The organism is Serpens gallinarum (genome assembly GCF_014836765.1).
In the GTDB taxonomy this organism is placed as follows: Bacteria; Pseudomonadota; Gammaproteobacteria; order Pseudomonadales; family Pseudomonadaceae; genus Serpens; species Serpens gallinarum.
Window position 1 is genome coordinate 26,220 of record NZ_JACSQG010000003.1, and the last position, 22,033, is coordinate 48,252.

The 22,033-nt window shown below is 62.2% G+C and carries 21 protein-coding genes and 1 pseudogene; 10 read left to right on the top strand and 12 right to left on the bottom strand.

What is annotated here, in order from left to right; all coding sequences use genetic code 11:
* Positions 1–4: 4 nt before the first annotated feature.
* Entirely contained in the window at positions 5–853 is an 849-nt protein-coding gene (locus H9642_RS07715; RefSeq protein WP_251835856.1) for a GNAT family N-acetyltransferase, read from the bottom strand.
* Positions 854–958: 105 nt separating this feature from the next.
* Here H9642_RS07715 and H9642_RS07720 point away from each other — a divergent pair, with 105 nt between their 5' ends.
* Complete coding sequence (locus H9642_RS07720) at positions 959–1,240, top strand: PhnD/SsuA/transferrin family substrate-binding protein (protein ID WP_350027857.1); 282 nt, start codon at positions 959–961, stop codon at positions 1,238–1,240.
* Here the strand turns inward: H9642_RS07720 and H9642_RS07725 are convergent.
* Positions 1,179–1,403: a hypothetical protein gene (locus H9642_RS07725; protein ID WP_251836168.1), complete on the bottom strand. Its 225-nt coding sequence runs from the start codon at positions 1,401–1,403 to the stop codon at positions 1,179–1,181. The genes H9642_RS07720 and H9642_RS07725 overlap by 62 nt on opposite strands.
* Between H9642_RS07725 and H9642_RS07730 the strand changes: the two genes are divergently transcribed.
* The 3 genes and pseudogenes from H9642_RS07730 to H9642_RS07740 all read left to right on the top strand — a co-directional run.
* Positions 1,327–2,229, top strand: coding sequence for a DMT family transporter (locus H9642_RS07730; protein WP_251835858.1), 903 nt, complete (start codon positions 1,327–1,329; stop codon positions 2,227–2,229). The two genes, H9642_RS07725 and H9642_RS07730, sit on opposite strands and share 77 nt — an antisense overlap.
* A 134-nt stretch (positions 2,230–2,363) precedes the next feature.
* Complete coding sequence (locus H9642_RS07735) at positions 2,364–3,122, top strand: SDR family NAD(P)-dependent oxidoreductase (protein WP_251835859.1); 759 nt, start codon at positions 2,364–2,366, stop codon at positions 3,120–3,122.
* A gap of 123 nt (positions 3,123–3,245) precedes the next feature.
* Positions 3,246–3,599, top strand: a pseudogene (locus tag H9642_RS07740) (Rossmann-fold NAD(P)-binding domain-containing protein); the annotation flags it as partial.
* 160 nt (positions 3,600–3,759) lie between these two features.
* Here H9642_RS07740 and H9642_RS07745 read toward each other — a convergent pair.
* The 3 genes from H9642_RS07745 to H9642_RS07755 form a co-directional block, all read right to left on the bottom strand.
* Positions 3,760–4,914 carry an MFS transporter gene (locus tag H9642_RS07745; RefSeq protein ID WP_350027858.1) on the bottom strand — a complete coding sequence of 385 codons (1,155 nt, stop codon included), beginning with the start codon at positions 4,912–4,914 and terminating at the stop codon, positions 3,760–3,762.
* A gap of 264 nt (positions 4,915–5,178) precedes the next feature.
* Positions 5,179–6,423 carry a saccharopine dehydrogenase family protein gene (locus tag H9642_RS07750; RefSeq protein ID WP_251835861.1) on the bottom strand — a complete coding sequence of 415 codons (1,245 nt, stop codon included), beginning with the start codon at positions 6,421–6,423 and terminating at the stop codon, positions 5,179–5,181.
* Positions 6,424–6,443: 20 nt separating this feature from the next.
* A complete protein-coding gene (locus H9642_RS07755; RefSeq protein WP_251835862.1) occupies positions 6,444–7,541 on the bottom strand; it encodes a carboxynorspermidine decarboxylase in 1,098 nt (365 codons plus the stop codon).
* Between the two features lie 259 nt (positions 7,542–7,800).
* Between H9642_RS07755 and H9642_RS07760 the strand changes: the two genes are divergently transcribed.
* The 6 genes from H9642_RS07760 to H9642_RS07785 all read left to right on the top strand — a co-directional run bounded on the left by H9642_RS07760 (position 7,801) and on the right by H9642_RS07785 (position 12,727).
* Entirely contained in the window at positions 7,801–8,610 is an 810-nt protein-coding gene (locus H9642_RS07760; protein WP_251835863.1) for a TlpA disulfide reductase family protein, read from the top strand.
* Positions 8,611–8,758: 148 nt separating this feature from the next.
* Complete coding sequence (locus tag H9642_RS07765; RefSeq protein WP_251835864.1) at positions 8,759–9,091, top strand: ArsR/SmtB family transcription factor; 333 nt, start codon at positions 8,759–8,761, stop codon at positions 9,089–9,091.
* Positions 9,081–9,515 carry a YeeE/YedE family protein gene (locus H9642_RS07770; RefSeq protein ID WP_251835865.1) on the top strand — a complete coding sequence of 145 codons (435 nt, stop codon included), beginning with the start codon at positions 9,081–9,083 and terminating at the stop codon, positions 9,513–9,515. Before H9642_RS07765 ends, H9642_RS07770 begins: the two co-directional genes overlap by 11 nt.
* Position 9,516: 1 nt before the next feature.
* Positions 9,517–9,933, top strand: coding sequence for a YeeE/YedE family protein (locus tag H9642_RS07775; protein ID WP_251835866.1), 417 nt, complete (start codon positions 9,517–9,519; stop codon positions 9,931–9,933).
* A gap of 132 nt (positions 9,934–10,065) precedes the next feature.
* Positions 10,066–10,929: an MBL fold metallo-hydrolase gene (locus H9642_RS07780; RefSeq protein WP_251835867.1), complete on the top strand. Its 864-nt coding sequence runs from the start codon at positions 10,066–10,068 to the stop codon at positions 10,927–10,929.
* Positions 10,930–10,936: 7 nt separating this feature from the next.
* Positions 10,937–12,727 (top strand): SulP family inorganic anion transporter, encoded by a 1,791-nt coding sequence (locus H9642_RS07785; protein ID WP_433962684.1) that lies wholly within the window; start codon positions 10,937–10,939, stop codon positions 12,725–12,727.
* 59 nt (positions 12,728–12,786) lie between these two features.
* Here the strand turns inward: H9642_RS07785 and H9642_RS07790 are convergent, their stop codons facing one another.
* The 7 genes from H9642_RS07790 to H9642_RS07820 all read right to left on the bottom strand — a co-directional run bounded on the left by H9642_RS07790 (position 12,787) and on the right by H9642_RS07820 (position 22,022).
* A complete protein-coding gene (locus tag H9642_RS07790; RefSeq protein ID WP_251835868.1) occupies positions 12,787–14,115 on the bottom strand; it encodes a ferredoxin reductase family protein in 1,329 nt (442 codons plus the stop codon).
* A gap of 65 nt (positions 14,116–14,180) precedes the next feature.
* Positions 14,181–14,321 carry a hypothetical protein gene (locus H9642_RS07795; RefSeq protein ID WP_251835869.1) on the bottom strand — a complete coding sequence of 47 codons (141 nt, stop codon included), beginning with the start codon at positions 14,319–14,321 and terminating at the stop codon, positions 14,181–14,183.
* Between the two features lie 72 nt (positions 14,322–14,393).
* Positions 14,394–15,212, bottom strand: coding sequence for a peptidylprolyl isomerase (locus H9642_RS07800; RefSeq protein ID WP_251835870.1), 819 nt, complete (start codon positions 15,210–15,212; stop codon positions 14,394–14,396).
* Between the two features lie 14 nt (positions 15,213–15,226).
* Positions 15,227–15,910 (bottom strand): respiratory nitrate reductase subunit gamma, encoded by a 684-nt coding sequence (gene narI / locus H9642_RS07805; protein WP_251835871.1) that lies wholly within the window; start codon positions 15,908–15,910, stop codon positions 15,227–15,229.
* A gap of 10 nt (positions 15,911–15,920) precedes the next feature.
* Entirely contained in the window at positions 15,921–16,706 is a 786-nt protein-coding gene (gene narJ / locus H9642_RS07810; protein ID WP_251835872.1) for a nitrate reductase molybdenum cofactor assembly chaperone, read from the bottom strand.
* Entirely contained in the window at positions 16,699–18,255 is a 1,557-nt protein-coding gene (gene narH / locus H9642_RS07815) for a nitrate reductase subunit beta (RefSeq protein WP_251835873.1), read from the bottom strand. Before narH ends, narJ begins: the two co-directional genes overlap by 8 nt.
* Positions 18,252–22,022: a nitrate reductase subunit alpha gene (locus tag H9642_RS07820; protein ID WP_251835874.1), complete on the bottom strand. Its 3,771-nt coding sequence runs from the start codon at positions 22,020–22,022 to the stop codon at positions 18,252–18,254. The genes narH and H9642_RS07820 overlap by 4 nt, the downstream gene beginning before the upstream one ends.
* Positions 22,023–22,033 lie beyond the last annotated feature (11 nt).

Consider the following 22,033-nt stretch of genomic DNA (forward strand, 5'->3'; position numbering starts at 1 on the left):
TGCATCAGCCTGTACAGTCTGCTGCAGTAGCGCTCTTGCCGGTGGATATTGGGTAACCCTGGGGAGAGTACTTTGGCGTCGCACGCGCCCAGTCGATAGCAAAGTGCGCGATTTCCTGCAGCCGAAAGCCAAACTGTCGGCAAGAGGGTGTCGCCAGCAACAGATAACGGCCCAAAAAACGCAGCAGATAAATCGAGCCGAAAATCTGGCAGCCCAGGCGCATGCAAGCTTTGAGCGATTCGAAATTGGTCGACTCGACGTAGCAAATCATTCCGAGCGAACCTCGCTGCTGATACCAATGCAATGCGCGGTTCATGCCAATTACATACAAACGCTTGCCCCGATACTCAGGCTTGGTCAGCCCCTTGTACATGTAGACGTAGCGCGGATTGAAATCGATCAGGAGATCCGCGGGATCAATCCGGGTCTGTTGGTGTGAATACCAGCTATAGGCGGCCAGCTTGTCGCCGTCGAGAATGGCGTAGCAACGATCGCCCTTATTCAGGGCTTCGTTGAGAAAATCGGCTTCGATTTGGTTCTCGGGATCTTGCGCGTAGTGGCGCAATTGGGCCTTGTTGAGAAACTGGCAGGTGTAATCGGAGGGGCACTCAAGGTGGGACGGGTTGACCTTGAGCAGGAGCATGCCGCGCAGGAGCTTGAACAGGCCGATGAGCTTGATGACTTTGATCATCAACAAATGGCTGGTTTGACGCCAGCCTTGTTGTTTGAACTTCAGCTTGAATAAAGCGAAATTACCTTGTTTGCGCAAATTTTCCATGATGGCCTCGTGATGTTTTTTTAAGACAACACGGCCATGAAGCCTGAAAGGCCTAGGCCTCCATTGCACCTTCATGAGCCGATCCTTGGCCTGCCTATTGGCAGGTGAAGCAGTTCTGACCCATCCGTTCTCGAAAGATTCAAAGATTTTCGAACATCTTTCTGGAACTTTGGCGCCCCTCTGGAACGCTTCTTTGCTGCCCAAGTGCATACCGGCTCTCACCCCAACTCGCTGGATGCCATGCTGGACAAGCGCGTGGATGCTGCGTTTGTGGTCAGTGAGAGTGCCGGTGATTACCTGGCACGGGACCTCATCGACCAGAGCACCCTGCGCGTACTCTGGCGTTCCGCGCCGATTCACTACGACCCGTACGTCTTCCGGGGTGGGTTATGTGCAGGGCTCACTTCTCGCGGATTTTTTTGCATCCCAGTACGCGACGGGGTTTGCGCCCGTCGGTCATGAGCATTACCAATCGCTGCTGCGTTTCATACAACCTGAAACGCCCTGATTGACCGGTTCGGTTGTCCGTGCAGTAATCGGCAATCAGCATGCCCTCTGAACGGACAACGACCGTGCAAAAACAGATGAGCGACACGAATACCCGCGGATGGATCAATGGATTCATTGGCATGCTTATCTTCAGCGGCTCGCTGCCTGCGACGCGAGTGGCGGTGCTGGAGTTGGATCCCGTTTTCCTGACGGGCGCCCGCGCGACCATTGCCGGCGTTCTGGCCCTGGGGCTTGTGTTGTTTTTCAAGGAGCAGCGTCCTGCTCGACATCAGTTGCTGTCCTTGGCCATTGTTGCGATGGGCGTTGTCGTCGGCTTTCCGTTGCTAACGGCCTTGGCTCTGCAGTACGTGACGTCGGCCCACTCCATTGTTTTTCTCGGCTTACTGCCTCTGGCAACGGCCGCGTTTGGCGTTCTGCGCGGCGGTGAACGCCCCCGTCCCGTATTCTGGTTCTTCTCGATGATGGGCAGCCTTCTGGTGGTTGGCTTCGCTGTGTCCCAAGGCGTTAGCGCATCGCTGAAGGGAGATGTGCTTATGCTGCTGGCTATCCTCGTGTGCGGTCTCGGCTATGCCGAAGGTGCGCAACTGTCCAGGACGCTGGGCGGCTGGCAGGTAATCTCCTGGGCGCTGTTGCTGTCATTGCCGGTCATGGCGTTGCTGGCCGGGTTGTTGATGCCGGTGTCGTTTGCCGAGGTCAGTTTGCCGGCCTGGATGAGCCTGGCGTACGTGTCGGTGTTCAGCATGTTGATCGGCTTTGTGTTCTGGTATCGCGGCCTGGCCCAGGGTGGCATTGCGGCCGTTGGGCAACTGCAGTTGCTGCAGCCCTTCTTCGGCCTGGCGTTGGCCGCCACCTTGCTTCACGAACGGGTCAGCTTGGGCATGCTGGGCGTAACCCTGGCGGTGATTCTCTGTGTGGCGGGTGCGAAACGCTTTTCCAGGTAAAAAAGCGCAGCAGCATCGGCTGATATCTCGGTAGCACGCTGCCAAAACCGGGTGGGATTGGGATATTGTCTTGGCCGCAACCGGAAGTGCCGTGGGCAGTTCCTTCCAGTGAATTCGCAACACGAGGTAGGCAAATGAGCAAGATCGTTTTCATCACCGGGGCTACGTCCGGTTTCGGGCGCGCCGCGGCGCGGCGTTTTGCGGCCGGTGGCTGGTCGCTGGTGCTGTGCGGACGTCGGGTGGAGCGCCTGCAGGAACTGCAGAATGAATTGCGCGAGCAGGTGCCGGTGCATATCGCCGCGCTGGACGTGCGCGATGCCGCCGCCGTGCAGCAGGTCGTGGCTGAATTGCCCGAAGATTTTCGCCAGATTCACGCGCTGATCAACAATGCCGGCCTGGCCCTCGCGCCCATGCCAGCGCAAAAGGTGGATCTGGCCGACTGGCACACCATGATCGACACCAACGTTACCGGCCTGGTGAACGTGACCCATGCGCTGCTACCCACGCTGATCAAAACCGGCGCTGGGGCCAGCATCATCAATATCGGCTCCACCGCGGGCCAATGGCCTTATCCGGGTAGCCACGTCTATGGCGCCACCAAGGCCTTCGTGCAGCAATTCAGTTACAACCTGCGCTGCGACCTGATCGCCACCGGTGTGCGGGTTACCGACATTGCGCCGGGCATGGCCGAAACCGAATTCACCTTGGTGCGCACCAAGGGCGACCAGGCAGCCTCGGATCGACTGTATGGGGACACCACACCGCTGGCAGCCGAAGACATTGCCGAGCAGATCTTCTACGTGGCCAACCTGCCGGATCACATCAATTTCAACCGACTGGAAGTCATGCCGACCCGTCAGGCCTGGTCGGCGTTTGCTGTCGATCGCGACTGACGAGCGCGTCAGAGCACTGGGGTAAACCTGTGGGAGTGGACGCCACGCCCTCGTGGCAAGTGCCAGAGGGCAGCGTCCCGCCGTGTCGGTAGATAGCGCTTTACATCTTTCGAGTAACTGTGAATGAAAAAGAATGTCTTTGTATTCAGCAGGTTGGATTCGGAATATGTGCTGCGGCTTGAGGATAATTTCAACGTCACGCAACTCGACCCTCAAGGCGATATCGACGCCCAATACGCTGCGGCGCTGCCTGAAGCCCACGGCCTGCTGGGTGTGGGACGCGCGCTGGGCAGGGCGCAGCTCGCCCAGGCAGGCCGCCTGGAAGTGATCTCGACGATTTCGGTGGGCTACGACAACTACGACCTGGATTACCTCAACGAGCGCGGTATTCTGCTGACCAATACGCCGGACGTGCTGACCGAGACCACCGCCGACCTGGGCTTCGCGTTGCTGATCAGCGCTGCGCGTCGGATTGCCCCTGGATAACCTGGAAAAGGCACTGCTGGGTGGTACGCCACGTTACCGCGTAAATCCGCAGGTGCGAGGGGCATAACTCTCCACCTTCCTAGCTTCATCCTGCGCGAGACACGCAGGATGACGTGAGCGCAGCGATTTCCCCCCCCCCGCGCCGGCATCGTCAAACTTTGCGAAACTCGCGAAACGCCATCACCAACAGCCCGCCGATGAGCAGCACCCCCAGCACGCAATACGCCAGGCTGGCGGTCAGCACACCCAGATGATCCGCTGCCCAACCCACGGCCAGGGTCGGCAGGATGGTACCCAAATAGCCGATGGTGTAGAACGAGGCGATCATCCGACCGCGCTCCGCTTCCGTTGAGGAGTGGGCGACCACGGTTAGCCCGGCCATGAATGAAATGCCATGGCCCAGGCCGATGGTGATCACCGCCGCTAGGAAGATCGCAAATGAGTGGCTGTACAGCGACACGCCAAGCATCGCCAGACCCAGTCCCATCAGCGCAAAGCCGAGGCGGGCGGACGAGTGCAGAGCCAGGCGTGAGGCCGGAATCTGAATGCTGGCGGAAATCATCAAGATCACGCCAATGGACAGACCGCTGATCACGGGGCCGTGCCACGGCAGCATTTCGTCCAGCATGCTCGGTGCGAGGGAAGCGAGCAGGCTGAACAGCGCCGAGGCACAGAAGACGCCCATCGACGCCAGCAAAAATCGCGTCAGGCGCGCTCGCTCCGGCAGGGCGAAGCCAGGCATGAAGGACAGCTGACCAGTCAATGTTTCCCTGACAGGCAGCCGGATGCGCATCAAGGCGATCAGGCAGGCCAGCACCGCGATGAACACCACGATATACGGCAGGCGTAATGGCCACGGTAGCCATTGCGCCAGAGCGCCGCAGACGATGGGTCCCATGCCGAAGCCGGCCATGGTCGTGGTGGTGGCGACCACCGGAGCCTGCTTGCTCCACGCCTGCGGCGCATATTTGATCAGCGCAATGGTTGCCGAGGTGCTGGCCATTCCCGAGGCGACGCCGGAAATGAAACGGCCAATGCCCAGGACCCACTCGCTCTGCGCCACCGCGCAGAGGCTCAAACCCAGCAACATGACCACTAGGGCAATTTTCAGCACCCGGGCCGGCCCCATGTAGCCAACCAAACGCCCCAGAAATAGAAACGCGACAATCGCCCCCACCATGTAGTACACGAAAATGGCAGTAATGCCGCTGGTCGGCAGTTGCCAGGCGTTTTGGTAGAGGGGAAACAACGGGCTGATCAGCGAGGCGCCAATCGTGGCGGCAGTCAGCGCCAGGGCGATGGTAATAAAGTCTCTGCGCCCATAACTGTCGAAGGAGTATCAGACATGTATCAAGCCTTGCACGAGCGTGCGGTATACGAGTTGGGCGCGCGGAGGCGGGGAAGGTAGCAAAGCGGACCGGGTGCGCATGGTAGCACTGCATAGACGCTGGCTGAATTGGCTCATTGTCAACACAACATCGCTGCGCTCACGCCATCCTGCACGCGCAGGACGAGAGTATTAAGAGAGCCAAAAGCACACCGCCCGCCAAGAAGGCGGGCGGTGTGTGGGTCAGGCCAACTGATCCCAGGGTCGGTCGCCGTTGGCGTCCTTGATGCGGGTGGGCAGGCCCATCTGGTCAAGCAAGGTGAGGAACGGCGCGGCAGGCAGTTCCTCGACGTTGACCATGCGCTTGGCATCCCATTCGCCGCTGACGATCAGGCGCGCGGCGGCCACCGGTGGAACGCCGGCGGTGTAGGAAATGCCCTGGCTGTCCGTCTCGGCGTAGGCGTCCTCGTGGTCGGCGACGTTGTAGATCAACAGTTCGCGTTCTTGGCCGTCCCTGGTGCCCTTGATCAAATCGCCAATGCAGGTCTTTCCGGTGTAACCCGGTGCCAGCGAGGCGGGATCAGGTAGCACGGCCTTGACCACTTTGAGCGGGACGACTTCCAGGCCTTCCGCGGTTTTCACCGGCTGCTCCGACAGCAGGCCGAGGTTCTTCAGCACGGTGAACACATTGATGTAGTGCTCACCGAAGCTCATCCAGAAGCGGATGTTCGGCACGTTGAGGTTTTTCGACAGCGAATGCACCTCGTCATGCCCGGTGAGGTACAGGTTCTGCTTGCCCACAACCGGCAGGTCGTCGGTGCGCTTAACCTCAAACATCGTGTTACTGGTCCATTGACTGTTCTGCCAGCTCCACACTTGGCCGGTAAACTCGCGGAAGTTGATTTCCGGGTCGAAGTTGGTGGCGAAGTACTTGCCGTGGGAACCTGCATTGACGTCGAGGATGTCGATCGAGTCGATCTGGTCGAAGTGCCGCTCGGCCGCCAACGCTGCCCAGGCATTGACCACACCCGGATCGAAGCCGGCGCCGAGAATCGCCGTGACGCCTTTTTCCTGGCACTCGGCCAGGTGGTTCCATTCGTAGTTGCCATACCACGGCGGGGTCTCGCAGATCTTGCCCGGCTCTTCGTGAATGGCGGTGTCGAGATACGCCGCTCCGGTCTCCATGCAGGCGCGCAGCACCGACATGTTGAGGAATGCCGAACCGACGTTGATGACGATCTGTGAATCGGTTTCGCGGATCAGCGACTTGGTCGCTTCGATATCCAGCGCGTTCAAGGCGTAGGCCTTGATTTCAGCTGGAACCTTGAGGCTCTCCTTGGCCTTGACGCTTTCGATGATGGCCTGGCATTTGTCGACACTGCGTGAGGCAATGGCGATCTGGCCGAGTTCATCATTGTGTTGCGCACACTTATGGGCCACAACCTTGGCCACACCTCCTGCACCGATGATCAGAACGTTTCTCTTCATTTATCTCCCTCACTGCCGCCTCAGGAGAGGCTGGACAGATAGTCGTCGAAACCAAACTCGCGAACCAACTCGACGTCGCCATCGAGTTGACGCACGGCGATGGCCGGCATCTTGAGTCCGTTGAACCAGTTTTTCTTGACCATGGTGTAACCCGCCGCGTCGATGAACGACAGCCGATCGCCGATGGTCAGCGGACGATCGAATTGGTACTCGCCGAAGATGTCACCCGCAAGACAGGACTTTCCGCACACCATATAAGTGTGCTCGCCCTCGCAGGGTTCCATCTTGGCATCCTGACGGTAGATCAGCAGATCGAGCATGTGTGCTTCGATGGAGCTGTCCACCACCGCCAGATTCTTGCCGTTGTACAGGGTATCGAGCACGGTCACTTCCAGGGATGCGCTCTGGGTGATCGCCGCTTCGCCTGGCTCCAGGTAGACCTGCACGCCGTAACGTTCCGAGAAGGCTTTCAGGCGCGCGCAGAAGGCGTCCAGCGGGTAGCCTTCGCCAGTGAAATGGATGCCGCCACCCAGGCTGACCCATTGCACCTGGTGCAGCAGATGGCCGAAGCGCTCCTCAATGGTGGTGAGCATCTGATCGAACAGCTCAAAGCTGCCGTTCTCGCAATTGTTGTGGAACATGAAGCCGGAAATCTGCTCGATGACGCCTTCGATCTTCACCGGGTCCCATTCTCCCAGACGGCTGAACGGACGCGCTGGGTCGGCCAGCAAGTAGTCGGAGCTGCTCACCTGCGGGTTGACGCGCAAGCCGCGCACCGCACCGCTGGAAGCTTCGGCGAAGCGCTGCAGCTGGCCAATGGAGTTGAAGATGACCTTGTCGGAGTTGCCCAGCATCTCGTCGATTTCGTCATCGGCCCAGGCCACGCTGTAGGCGTGGGTTTCGCCGGCGAACTTCTGGCGGCCCAGCTTGAGCTCGTACAGCGACGACGAGGTTGTGCCGTCCATGTACTGCTGCATCAGGTCGAAGACCGACCAGGTGGCAAAGCACTTGAGCGCCAGCAGGGCCTTGGCCCCGGACTGCTCGCGTACGTAGGCAATCTTCTCAAGATTGACCAGCAGCTTCTGTTTGTCGATCAGGTAATAAGGTGTCTTGATCATCTTGAAATCCGTGCCAATTCAGCCGGCAGAAGGGGGCAATTGTCCCCCTCCCATTAGAGGACGCGGATTGTGCCCACAACTGGCGATGACTGAAAGGTCGGCGAGCGATTTTGTGGTTATTCGTCGTGAATGTAGGGGGTGAGGATCGTGGGCAACTGTCTCTGGAGGGCCGATTTACCGCGACCTTCGGGTTTTAAGGGTACATTCTCCGCGGCCATAACTGGGCGGTGCCCGTGGACGTGTCTAGTTCGGAGTATAAATGTTGACCTTGAATGTTGGGCCGCTGGCCTTGGCAGTGTCCCATGTGTTGCTGTTTGGCAGTTTGTTGCTGGCAATCTTCACCGGCTGGTGGATCGGTCGGCGCGCTGGGCGCAATCCTGAACCTAACCTGTTTCGTTTGCTGCTGTTTGCCGTGCTGATCGCGCGGCTGGCGTTTGTCGTCCGCTATTTGGAGTACTACCAGGACGAGCTGTGGCGCGTGCTGGATATCCGTGACGGTGGCTTCATGGCCTGGCCCGGGGTGCTGGCCGGGCTGGCGCTGGGTCTCTGGCAGGCGTGGCGCAACCGGGAGTTGCGCAGGCCGCTTGGCGTGGCCTTGCTGGTGGGTGTGCTGAGTTGGGGAGGGAGTCATTTCGTCTGGCAGTCTCTGGAACAGGGCACGCGGCTGCCGGAGATGGCGCTATACGACAGCCAGGGCGCGCCGGTTGCGTTGAGCGACTACCAGGGCAAGCGTTTGATCATCAACCTGTGGGCCACCTGGTGCCCGCCGTGCCGCAGGGAAATGCCGGTACTGGCCGAAGCACAGGCGCGTCACAGTGAGGTGACGTTTTTGTTCGTCAATCAGGGCGAAGGACAGGGGGAGGTCAACCGCTTTATGGAAACCACCGAGCTGGGCCTGCGCAATGTGCTGCTCGACCAAGGTGGGCGTCTCGGCCAGCACGTAGGCTCGCGGGCGTTGCCTACCACGCTGTTCTATGACGCCGAGGGTCGCCAGGTGGGCAGCCATCTCGGCGAATTGTCGCGGGCAAGCCTGGCGCATGCGCTGGAGACCGTGCACGGCGATCCGTAGCCGTAGCGCTGAAATAGCCAGGGTGCAACAACGCCGGGACCTGAGTGATTAAGGCCCGGCGTTGTTGTTTCCGCAGAGCGCATTTGTTTCTTGAAAGATAATATATATAAGAATATATTGTCTGCATCTTAAGTGAACGAAACCCTTAATGGACACACATCCTCTTCCCCTGGACATCCAGAAACTGCGCGCCAATGCCGACAGCGCCGGGCAGTTGCTCAAGGCGTTGGCCAATCCCGATCGTTTGCTGCTGCTCTGTCAGCTGTCACAGGGCGAGCGCAACGTGAGTGAGCTGGAAGCGTTGCTGGGCATCCAGCAGCCGACGCTGTCCCAGCAGCTGGGCGTGTTGCGCCGGGAAGGCCTGGTGGAAACCCGCCGCGATGGCAAGCAGATTTACTACCGGATCAGCAGCCCCGAGGCGCTGGCGGTAATTTCCACCCTGTATCAACTGTTTTGCGCCAAGAGTCGACATGATCATTGATTGGGCACATTTCACGCCCTGGTCTTCATTGGCCGGCGGCGCGCTGATCGGCCTGGGCGCCGGTCTGTTCGTGATGTTGAACGGGCGTATCGCCGGCATCAGCGGCTTGCTCGCCAGCTTGCTGGAGCGGGGCAGCGAAGGGCGCGGCGAAAAAGGCCTGTTTTTGCTGGGGATCCTGGTCGCGCCGCTGTTATGGCTGATCTTCTCCGCTCTGCCAGTGCCGCAATTCCAGACCAACTGGCTGGGTCTGCTGGTGGCCGGGTTGCTGGTCGGGGTAGGCACCCGTTATGGCTCCGGCTGCACCAGTGGCCATGGCGTGTGTGGCATTTCACGCCTGTCGCCCCGTTCCATGGCCGCAACCGCTGCGTTCATGGCCAGCGGTTTTGTCACGGTGTTCGTGCTACGTCATCTGTGGGGAGGCTGATATGCGCAAGGTGACTGCTTTTGCCGCCGGATTGCTGTTTGGCATCGGCTTGCTGCTGTCGGGCATGGCCGATCCGGCCAAGGTCATTGGCTTTCTCGACCTGGCCGGCCACTGGGATCCCTCGCTGGCGCTGGTCATGGGCGGCGCGGTCGCCGTGGCCTTGCTGCCCTTTACCTGGGCGCGCCGGCAGACCCGTTCGCTGCTGAACGCTCCCATGCAACTGCCGCAGAAACGCGAACTGGATCGTCGTCTGATCGGCGGTAGTCTGCTGTTCGGGGTTGGGTGGGGCATCGCTGGCATCTGTCCGGGACCGGCGGTGGCGCTGATGCTCACCGGCTACTGGCAGATCCTGTTGTTCGTGTTGGCCATGTTCGCCGGAATGTGGCTGTTTTCTGTGCTGGAACGCCAGCGCGCCTGAAAATCATCCGTGTGCAGGGCTGCCTGGGTTACCGCTTCGTGGCGTTAGCAGAAGTCGATCGCAGTGCCCACGCCGCTGAACGTACCCGTCTGCACAGCGAGCCGGCGGTTTGATTCCAAGAGGAGAGAAGGCATGCAACCGGTCATTGAAGCGTTTTTCGACCCCGCTACCTACACGTACAGCTATGTGGTCAGTGACTCGGCCACAGGCCGCTGTGCCATCGTCGACCCGGTGCTGGATTACGACCCGGCTTCGGGCCGTACCTCCCATGCGAGCGCCGACAGGCTGATTGCCTATGTGCGCGAACACGAGCTGCAGGTGGAGTGGCTGCTGGAAACCCACGTGCATGCCGACCATCTCTCCGCGGCGGCCTATGTCCGCTCGACGCTCGGCGGCACGCTGGCCATTGGCGCGCAGATCTCCCAGGTACAACGGACCTTCGGCCCGCTGTTCAACGCCGAGGCCGGTTTTGCCACGGACGGCAGTCAGTTCGACCGCCTGTTCGCTGATGGTGAGCGCTTTGCGATCGGCTCGCTCGAAGCGTGTGCCATGCACACCCCGGGACATACGCCCGCGTGCATGACCTACCTGATCGGCGATGCCGCTTTCGTCGGCGACACGCTGTTCATGCCGGACTACGGAACTGCCCGCTGCGATTTCCCGGGTGGCGACGCACATGCCCTGTATCAATCGATCCAGCACCTGTTTGCACTACCTGACGACACCCGGCTGTTCATGTGCCACGACTACCTGCCCGCCGGGCGTACCGAGCATCACTACCAGAGCACCGTGGGCGAACAGCGTCAGCGCAATGTGCATATTCATCAGGGCGTCAGCGAGGAGCAGTTCGTGACCATGCGCCAGGCGCGCGATGCCACGCTGGACATGCCGGTGCTGATCCTGCCTTCGGTGCAGGTCAACATGCGCGCCGGCGAGCTGCCGCCAGCGGAAGACAACGGCGTGCGTTACCTGAAAATCCCGCTGAACCAGCTCTGAGGTACCGATGAACGTGCGCCGCTGGTTCCCCTTCATGCACTGGGTTCCCGGCTACCGCCGGGAAACCGCGCTTCCGGATGGACTGGCGGCGCTGATCGTCACCTTGATGCTGATCCCGCAAAGCCTGGCGTATGCGCTGCTGGCCGGGCTGCCGCCGCAGGCGGGTCTGTACGCCAGCATCTTGCCGTTGATCGCCTATGCGCTGTTCGGCTCCAGCCGCACCCTGGCGGTGGGGCCGGTGGCGGTGATTTCGCTGATGACCGCCGCCGCGCTGACGCCCTTGTTCGCTCCGGGTACTGCCGAGTACCAGGGCGCCGCACTGTTGCTGGCGCTGCTGTCCGGGTTGCTTCTGGCCGGCATGGCGGTGTTGCGTTTGGGCTTTCTGGCCAGTTTTCTCAGTCATCCGGTGATTTCCGGCTTCATAACCGCTTCGGCACTGCTGATTGTCCTGAGCCAGTTGCGCCACCTGTTTGGCATACCCCTGCAGGGCTCGACATTGCCGGAGCTCCTGCCGCGCCTGTTGATCCTGCTGCCGCAGCTGCACATGCCGACGCTGATTCTCGGCGTCGGCAGCCTGGCGCTGCTGTGGTGGGCTGGCGCGCCGTTTACGGAGCTGCTGCGGCGGCATGGCTGTTCCGTCACCTGGAGCCGGATCATGCCGGCGTTGCTGCTGGTGCTGTCGATTGCGGTGGTCGGCGGGCTGGGCCTGGCGCAGCAGGGCGTAGCGGTGGTGGGTGAAATTCCCCGGGGCTTGCCGGTGCCGCAGTTGCCGGAGTGGGACTGGATGTTGGCGCGTCAGCTATTGCCAGCGGCGCTGCTGATCAGCCTGGTCGGCTTCGTCGAGTCGGTGTCGGTGGGGCAAAGTCTGGCGGCTCGACGCCGTGAGCGCATCGATCCGGACAATGAATTGGCCGGGCTCGGTGCGGCCAATCTGGCGGCTGCAGTGGCGGGAGGTCTGCCCGTCACGGGAGGCTTTTCTCGCTCCGTGGTCAACTTCGACGCCGGTGCCCGCACCCCGATGGCCGGGGTGTTCAGCGCCGTCGCCATGGCCGTGGGTGTGCTGTTCTTCACCCCCTGGCTGCGCGATCTGCCGCAGGCTGTGCTGGCGGCGACCATCATCGTCGCCGTGCTCAAGCTGGTGGATCTTCGCTCCTTGCGCCGTACCTGGCGCTATTCGCGGCAGGATGGCGCCGCTCAGCTCGCCACGCTGCTTGGCGTGTTGCTGGTTGGCGTCGAGGCGGGTGTGCTGCTCGGCATGGGCCTGTCGCTGCTGTTGTTTCTCTGGCGTACCAGTCGCCCGCATATGGCGGTGGTGGGGCAGTTGCCGGGCAGTGAGCATTTTCGCAACGTCGAGCGCTTCGAGGTGGTGCAAAGCCCGAAGGTGCTGTCGCTGCGGGTGGATGAGAGCCTGTACTTCCCCAATGCCCGCTACCTGGAGGAGCGCATCATCGAACTGGTGGCCCAGCATCCGGCGATCGAGCATCTGGTCCTGATGTGCTCGGGCGTAAACCTGATCGACGCCAGCGCTCTGGAAAGCGTGGAGATGATCGTTGAGCGCTTGCGCACCGCCGGTATCCAATTGCACCTGTCCGAGGTCAAGGGACCGGTTATGGACCGGCTCAGACGCTCGGAGTTTCTCCAGCATTTCGGCGGGCGAGTGTTCGTCAGTCAGTTCCAGGCCCTGGCCGAGCTGGACCCGGAGGTTACCCGCAGTGCTATGGCCGACGCAGGTACTGTTGCGTTCGGCCCGCCCTCGGGGGGGCTATCTGATGAAATACGCCCATCGACCAAGGCCTGAACCGCGGGGCGCTAAGTGGGGGGTGGCACGGGTTTGCCTGTACAACAGGGTGCAGGCTTTCAGCGCATATCGAAGAGTTCCTGGTGAAAGTCGGCTTCGGCCAGGCCGTGGGCCTTGAAATCCTCCCGCAGCGCCTGACCAAAGCCGGCCGGGCCGCAGAACCAGAACGTTGCGGACGGCCATTCCGGGACAAGTTGACGGATGCGCTCGCCGTCCAGCCTTCCGTCACGCCTCGTCACCAGTACGTGCAGGCGCACCCCGGCACGCTGCGCAAGCTGGCGAACCCGCTCGATAAACCCTTCGTCAGGCTCCTTGGTGCTGTAGAACAGATCGATGGCCTTGCCATCGGGCTGCTTGGCTAGCGCCTGCAGGCGGGCAATGAACGGGGTGATGCCGATACCGCCGGCGACCCAGATCTGGCGTGGCTTGCCGCAGCTGAAGTCGAAACGGCCGTAGGGCCCTTCGATACTGACCAGATCGCCGACTTTTACCGTGTCGGGCAATGTGTTGGTGTAGTCACCGAGCCCCTTGACCAGAAAAAACATACGGCCGTCGCCGTGCCAGGCCGAAGAAATGGTATAGGGGTGCGCGCCTTCGTGCGGGTCTAGGGTCACGAAGGCGAACTGGCCGGCCTGGTGGCCGGGCCAGCGATCTTTCAGCGTGATGGCGAACTTCAGCACGCGGTTGTCGCGGTGGTGCAGCACTTCCTCGATTTCACCCACGGCGCGGCGTTTATAACCGACGCGCTGGAACAGCGAGATAAAGGCGGCGAGCGTGCCGCCGGCCATGAGGATTAGCATCAGCAGGCCGATGGGTGCGCTCCAGAATTCGAACGGCATCAGCACCACCGAGTGTACGACCAGCGCTAGGTAGACCAGCGCCAGCACACGGTGCGTCTTGAAGAAATACCGGTAAGGGAAGCGCTTGAGTAGAGCCAGGACGACTAGCAAGACCAGTGCGTAGAACGCCCATTCGCCGATGCTTTCGGCCAGGCCGCGCTGGCTGCGGAAGAATCGAAACAGCTCGACTGTCTGCTCGGGCTGCGGTCCCTTGTGCGGCTTGGTCAACAGGCCCCAGCCGACCGCCCATTTGGTGCCCTGGGCCCAAAGCCAATGGATGATCGACACCACCAGAGCGGTAATACCCAGCCATTTGTGCAGCCGGTAGGTCTTGTCCAGCCCGCCGAATAAGGGCTCGATCCGCACCGGGCGGAGCGCCAGCAGCATGCCCACGCTCATCACCCCGATGCCGATGATGCCGGTGTAAGTCACCAGCATATGGCGTACATCGAAGTATCCGAAAGTGGGCGGCAGCAGCGGATCGGCCGGCAGCCAGAGTACGGTAAGAACCAGCAGCAGGGCCAGATAACCGATCTTGATGGGTTTCATGCGGACATCTCAAGGCTAACATTCAGGCATTGTCCGCTCTGTTCGGAGAGGTGCCATGACCGGAGTCAACGATCGCCGGGGCGCTGCATAATCTCCAGCGCGATGCCCAGAGCAATGCCAATACCGATGCCCAGTGTGATGTTGCCCATTAGCGCACCGATGCCCACGCCAAGCAGGGTACCGATGGCTAGCCATTTTGCCGACATGGATGCTTGCCCTTGGCTGTGTCTTCACCTTTCCGATCGAACCGTTGCCCTGCGGCGGTCTGTCGGGCGTCGTCACTGCATCAGGCTACCGTCCGCATCGCCATCCAGGCGCAGGCCCTCGACACCGATTGCCTCCTCCAGAGCCAGCAGGTAATGACGCAGGGCGCGGCGCGTAGCCTGTTCACGCAAGCTGTGGCGTACCCGCTCGGCAACCTGTTCATAGGGCAGCGGACGGGCCTCCTGACGTTCGTCGATGCTGATGATGTGCCATCCATAGCGCGAGGCCAGCGGTCGTTCATGCAGGCCCTCCGGCAGATGCTGTAGCGCGCGGTCCAGTTCGGCGACGGTCTGGCCTTCACCCAACCAGCCCAGTTCACCGCCTTCGCCCTTGGAAGGGCAGGCCGAATAACGCTGGGCCAGTTCGGTGAAGCGCTCGGGCGCCTCGCCCAGTTGGCGCAGCAGCTTCTGGCCGAGGCGGTACTGGGCATCGCGTGCGCGGGGATCGTCCGGCGCTGCCGCAAGCAGGATGTGGCGCACTCGCAAGCGGCTGGGTGCGGAAAAGCGCTGCCGGTGAGTCTCGAAAAAGCGCCGGCAGGCGGCTTCGTCGGGCTCGGGTACGGCCAGTTCGCGCTCCAGCAGAACGGCCATGGCCTCATCGTTTTCTTGCCCCTCGGCATCCACCACCGGCGGTAACCCCAGCTCTGCGGCGCGCTGGCTGAGCAGTTCGCGCACCACCAGGGCGCGAGCGGCCTGGAGCTGGGCTTCGGCCAGCGAGGCGGCTGGGTGAAAGGGCGTTTCCCTGGCGATTTCCGCTTCGCCGAACTCCACCGCGCCGACGCGAATGACCGGGGCAGGTGCTTCCTGCAGGGTTTTGATTTCGATCAGTTCCATCACAAACCTCGCGCTCAGCCGCGCTTGCGCACGATCTGGTAATTACGCCCCAGGTAGCCCAGCGGAATGCTCCAGACATGCACCAGCCGGGTGAAGGGGAACAGGAAGATGATGGTCAGGCCGACGAAGATATGGACCTTGTAGATCCATGAGACTTCTTCCAGGTAGTTCGCCGCGCCGCCGTTGAAGAACACGATGGCTTGCGCCCAGGACGCCAGGGTCAGCATCACATCGCCCTCGAGGTGGCCGAGGGAGAAGATGATGGTGACCATTCCCAGGCAGGCCTGAAATACGATCAGCGCAAGAATCAGGTTGTCCATCGCACCCGAAGTCGCCTTGATCCGGGGATTGAACAAGCGTCGATACAGCAGCATGCCGCCGCCGATCACCACCATGGCCCCGGCGATGCCACCGATGATGATGGCCAACAGTTGCTTGTCGCCTGCGCTGATGAAGCGTCCGTACATCCAGTGCGGCGTGAGCATGCCGAACAGGTGACCGAAGAAGATCACCAGGATGCCAACGTGGAACAGGTTGCTGGCCAGGCGCATGTTCTTTTTCGACAGGATCTGGCTGGAGTGCGCTTTCCAGGTGTATTGCCCGTGGTCGAAGCGCAACAGGCTGCCGACCAGGAACACGGTACCGGCCAGGTAGGGGTAATAGCCATAGATCAGGTGCTGTAGATATTCGGCGAACATGGCGGCGCTCCTACTGGTGACTGTCGGTCACTGTCGACGACGGGCTGGCGGGCATGACGGTTACGACCTGCGGAGCCGACGCGTATTTGCGTTCGGCCAGGCGTCGCCCTTCGGCGGATTGAAGCGCACAGTCTTCATCGGACGTGGCTGAAAAACGCACGACTTCTTCTTCCCAGACTTGATCCAGCGCCTGTGGCGTGTGGTCCGGCTCCTCGGCGGCCACGGTCGGGCGGTGCTGGTCGATCTGCTCGGTGGCGCCGATCAGCGCGAGTAGCGCGTGGGGCACCAAGGCGTGGCTGGCGTTGCGCTCTTCCAAACGCGCGGTAAGCAGGGCAAGAATGTGGCTGATCTCGCCCAGCCAGCGGCCGATGTCCTGTTCGTCACGGGTCGACAGGTATTCGAGGAACAGGGGCAGATGGTCCGGCAGCTCCCGTGCATCCAGGGCGAAGCCGGCGGCCTCGTATTCGGCCAGCAGGTCGACCATCGCCTGGCCACGGGCGCGCGACTCGCCATGCACATGCTCGAACAGCAACAGCGAGGTGGCGCGCCCGCGGTCGAACAGCTCGACATACTCGGCCTGCAGATCCAGCAGCGGCGCCTGGGCCAGGTGCTGGCACCAGTCGGCGAAGCGTGCCCGCAGGCGGGCATCCAGGCGCGCTTCGCCCGTCAGGATGCCCGCCAGTTCGTCGGCGGCGAGCTGCAGGTCGGCCGAGGGGTAGTCGAGCAGCCGTGCCAGGGCCCGCAGACTGCGCAGGCCTTGCACGACCTCATGAGGGGCGGCGGCGGGACTATTCATGACGCATGTCCTCCAGCGGGTCGAATTCCTCGACGGGTTTGACCAGGGTGGTGGTGGCTTTTTTGCCGCCGAACAGGCTGGTCTGGTTCTTGCCGCCCTGGCAGCCATTGCCGAAGGTGAAGCCGCAGCCGTTGCGTTCGGGATAGGCGTCGCGGGCCATCTCACGGTGGGCGGTGGGGATCACGAAGCGATCCTCGTAGTTGGCGATGGCCAGGTAGCGGTACATGTCCTCGACCTGCGCCTGGCTGAGGCCGACCTGATCGAGCACTTCGGTGTTGAGTACGCCGTCCACGTGCTTGCCGCGCATGTACACGCGCATGGCCATCAGGCGCTTGAGGGCCAGCACCACCGGCGCCTCGTCGCCGGCGGTGAGCATGTTGGCCAGGTAGCGCACCGGAATGCGCAGCGACTCGATCTTCGGCAGCACGCCGTCGAACTCGATGTGCCCGGCCTCGGCAGCGGATTGAATGGGCGACAGCGGCGGCACGTACCAGACCATCGGTAGCGTGCGGAACTCCGGGTGCAGCGGCAGCGCCAGGCCCCAGTCCATGGCCAGCTTGTACACCGGCGAGGCCTGCGCGGCCTTGATCACGTTGTCGGTGACACCGTCCTTGCGCGCCTGGGCAATGATCGCCGGGTCATGGGGGTCGAGGAAGATATCGCACTGGCGCCGGTACAGGTCGCGCTCATCCGGCGCGGCGGCCACTTCGCCGATGCGGTCGGCGTCATACAGCAGCACACCCAGATAGCGAATGCGCCCCACGCAGGTTTCCGAACACACCGTCGGCTGGCCGACCTCGATGCGCGGGAAGCAGAAGATGCACTTCTCGGATTTGCCGCTCTTCCAGTTGTAATAGATCTTCTTGTACGGGCAACCGCTGATGCACATGCGCCAGCCCCGGCACTTGTCCTGATCGATCAGCACAATGCCGTCTTCTTCGCGCTTGTAGATCGCGCCGCTCGGGCAGGACGCCACACAACTGGGGTTCAGGCAGTGCTCGCACAGGCGCGGCAGGTACATCATGAAGGTGTTTTCGAACTGGCCGTAAATGTCGGCCTCGATGCGATCGAAGTTGACGTCCTTACGGCGCTTGGCGAACTCGGTGCCGAGAATTTCTTCCCAGTTGGGGCCCCACTCGATCTTGTTCATGCGCTGCCCGGAGATGCGTGAGCGCGGCCGGGCGGTCGGTTGATGCTCGCCGGCCTTGGCGGTGTGCAGGTGCTGGTAGTCGAAGGTGAAGGGTTCGTAGTAGTCGTCGATCTCCGGCAGGTCGGGGTTGGCGAAGATATTCGCCAGCACCCGCCACTTGCCGCCGATGCGCGGGTTGATCGAGCCGTCCGCATTGCGCACCCAGCCACCGCGCCACTTTTTCTGGTTGGCCCACTCCTTGGGATAGCCGATGCCGGGCTTGGTCTCGACGTTGTTGTACCAGGCGTATTCGATGCCTTCCCGGCTGGTCCAAACGTTCTTGCAGGTGACCGAACAGGTGTGGCAGCCGATGCACTTGTCCAGGTTCATCACCATGCCGACTTGCGAGCGGATTTTCATTTCACGGCCTCCTGGGTGTAGTCGTTACCTTCGCCATCCAGCCAGTTGACGTGCTTCATCTTGCGCACGATGACGAACTCGTCGCGGTTGGAGCCGACGGTGCCGTAGTAGTTGAAGCCATAGGAGAGCTGCGCGTAGCCGCCGATCATGTGGGTGGGTTTGGGACACACGCGCGTCACCGAGTTGTGAATGCCGCCACGGGTGCCGGAGATCTCGCTGCCGGGTGTATTCAGGATGCGTTCCTGGGCGTGGTACATCATCACCGTGCCCACCTTGACCCGCTGGCTGACCACCGAGCGGGCGGCCACCGCGCCGTTGGCGTTGTACAACTCGATCCAGTCGTTGTCCTCGACACCGATGCTCTTGGCGTCGGTTTCCGACATCCAGACGATCGGCCCGCCGCGCGACAGCACCTGCATCAGCAGGTTGTCGCTGTAGGTGGAGTGGATGCCCCATTTCTGGTGGGGAGTCAGCCAGTTGAGGATGATCTCCGGATTGCCGTTGCTGATCGCCTTGTGTTCGGCCACGCCGGCCGGCGCCTTGGTGTCGATGGGCGGGCGGTAGACCATCAGGCTCTCGCCGAAGTCACGCATCCATGGGTGATCCTGATACAGCTGCTGGCGGCCGGTAAGCGTGCGCCAGGGAATCAGCTCATGGACGTTGGTGTAGCAGGCGTTGTAGGAGACATGCTCATCTTCCAGCCCTGACCAGGTGGGGCTGGAGATGATCTTGCGCGGCTGCGAAACCAGGTCGCGAAAGCGGATCTTCTCGTCTTCCTTGGGCAGCGCCAGGTGGGTGTGGTCGCGGCCGGTGATCTTCGACAGCGCCGCCCAGGCCTTGATTGCCACGTTGCCGTTGGTTTCCGGCGCCAGGGCGAGGATCATCTCGGCGGCGTCCAGCGCCGAGGCGATGCGCGGACGCCCCTTGGCCGAGCCGTCCTGCTTGCGGTAGTTGAGCTTGCCGAGCAGGTCGATTTCCTCCTCGGTTTTCCAGGCGATGCCCTTGCCACCGTTGCCGATGGTGTCCAGCAGGGTTCCGACGGAGCTGAAGCGTTCGTAGGTTTCCGGGTAATTACGCTTGACCTCCACCAGTGACGGCATGGTCTTGCCGGGAATCGCCTCGCATTCGCCGCGCTTCCAGTCGCGCACCTCGGGCTGGGCCAGTTCACTGGGAGAATCGTGTTGCAGGGGCAGGGTGACCAGGTCGGTTTCCTCGCCCAGGTGACCGACGCACACCCGGGCGAACGCCTTGGCGATGCCGTCGTAGATGTCCCAGTCGCTGCGCGCTTCCCAGGCCGGGTCGGTGGCGGCGGTCAGCGGGTGAATGAAGGGGTGCATGTCCGACGTGTTCAGGTCGTTCTTTTCGTACCAGGTGGCGGTGGGCAGCACGATGTCCGAATACAGGCAGGTGGTGGACATGCGGAAGTCCAGAGTCACCAGCAGGTCGAGCTTGCCTTCGCCCGGCTCGTCGCGCCAGACGACTTCCTCCGGCTTGTCGCCGCCGGTCTTGCCCAGGTCGTTCCCCAGCAGATCGTGGCGAGTGCCCAGCAGGTAGCGCAGCATGTATTCGTGGCCCTTGCCGGAGGAACCCAGCAGGTTGGAACGCCAGACGAACAGGTTGCGCGGAAAGTTGACCGGATTGTCCGGGTCCTCCGAGGCGAAGCGCAGGGCGCCGCTTTTCAGCTGATCGACCACATAATCCTGCGTGCGCTTGCCGGCGGCTTGCGCTTCGGCGGCCAGGCGCAGCGGGTTGCGGTCGAGCTGCGGCGCGCTGGGCAGCCAGCCCATGCGTTCGGCGCGTACGTTGAAGTCGATCAAGCTGCCGCGGTATTTCTCCGGCGGCGCCAAGGGCGAGAGGATCTCGTTGACCTTGAGCTTCTCGAAGCGCCACTGGCTGGAGTGGTTGTAAAAGAACGAGGTGCCGTTCATGTGGCGCGGCGGTCGGTGCCAGTCGAGGGCGAAGGCCAGCGGCGTCCAGCCGGTCTGCGGGCGCAGCTTTTCCTGGCCGACATAGTGCGACCAGCCGCCGCCGGTCTGACCGATGCAGCCGCACATGATCAACAGATTGATCAGTCCGCGGTAGGTCATGTCCATGTGGTACCAGTGGTTGACCCCGGCACCGACGATGATCATCGAGCGGCCGCGAGTCTTGTCCGCGTTTTGCGCGAACTCACGGGCCAGGCGGGTCAGCTGGGCGGCGGGCACGCCGGTGATGGTTTCCTGCCAGGCCGGGGTGTAGGGCTTGATCTGGTCGTAGGCGGTGGCGCCGTCGTCTTCACCGCTGCCGCCGATGGTGGCCCGCAAGCCACGGTCGATGCCGTGGTTGGCGGCCATCAGGTCGAACACCGTCGCCGCCAGCACCTGGCGGCCATCGGCCAGTTGCACGCGCTTGGCGGGCACATGGTGGTAGAGCACGTCGCGCACGGTGGTATGGGGGAAGTGCGCATGCTGGATGCCGCCGAAATAGGGGAAGCCGACGCGGGCCACGTCGTCATGACGGCCAAGCAGCGACAGTGCCAGGGACACGTCCTGGCCGTCCGCGTCCACCGGTTCCAGGTTCCAGTGTCCATCCTCGCCCCAGCGAAAGCCGATGGAGCCGCGAGGCACCACCAGGCGGTCGCCGGTTTCGTCCCAGGCCAGGGTTTTCCATTCGGGATTGTTGGCCTGGCCCAGGTTGTCGGCGATGTCGCTGGCGCGCAGTTGCTTGCCGGGCACCAGGCTGCCATCGGCGCGGGGTTCCAGCTCCACCAGGATTGGCATGTCGGTGTAGCGCCGCACGTAGTCGGTGAAATAGGCGCTGGGACTCTCCAGGTGGAATTCCTTGAAGATCACGTGGCCCATGGCGATGGCCAGCGCCGAGTCGGTGCCCTGTTTGGGGCTCAGCCACTCATCACAGAGCTTGGACACCTCCGCATAGTCCGGGGTGATGGCCACGGTCTTGGTGCCCTTGTAGCGCACCTCGGTGAAGAAATGCGCGTCGGGGCTGCGCGTCTGCGGCACATTGGAACCCCAGGCGATGATGTAGCCGGAGTTGTACCAGTCGGCCGATTCCGGCACGTCGGTCTGCTCGCCCCAGGTTTGCGGGCTGGAGGGCGGCAGGTCGCAGTACCAGTCATAGAAGCTCAGGCACACCCCGCCGATCAGTGACAGGTAGCGGGTGCCGGCGGCGTAGCTGACCATCGACATGGCGGGAATAGGCGAAAAGCCGATGATGCGGTCTGGCCCGTATTGCTTGGCGGTGTAAACGTTGGCGGCAGCGATCAGCGTCTGCATCTCGTCCCAGTCGGCGCGTACGAAACCACCGAGACCGCGATCGTGTTTGTACTGTTTGGTGCTGTCCGGGTTCTCGACGATGCTCGCCCAGGCGTCCACCGGGTCGGTATGCCGCGCCAGGGCGGCGCGCCACAGCTGGATCAGCGGTTTGCGAATCAGCGGGTATTTGAGGCGATTGGCGCTGTACAGGTACCAGGAGTAGCTGGCGCCGCGCGGGCAGCCGCGCGGCTCATGGTTGGGCAAGTCGGGACGGGTGCGGGGGTAGTCGGTCTGCTGGGTTTCCCACGTCACCAGGCCGTTCTTGACGTAGATCTTCCAGCTGCACGAGCCGGTGCAGTTCACCCCGTGGGTCGAGCGAGCGATCTTGTCGTATTGCCAGCGCTGACGGTAGCCGTCTTCCCAGTCACGGGTCTCGTCGCGGGTTTCGCCATGTCCATCGGCAAACTCTGCCGGGCGGGTGGTGAAGTACTTCAGGCGGTCAATGAAATGACTCATCTTGTTTGCCT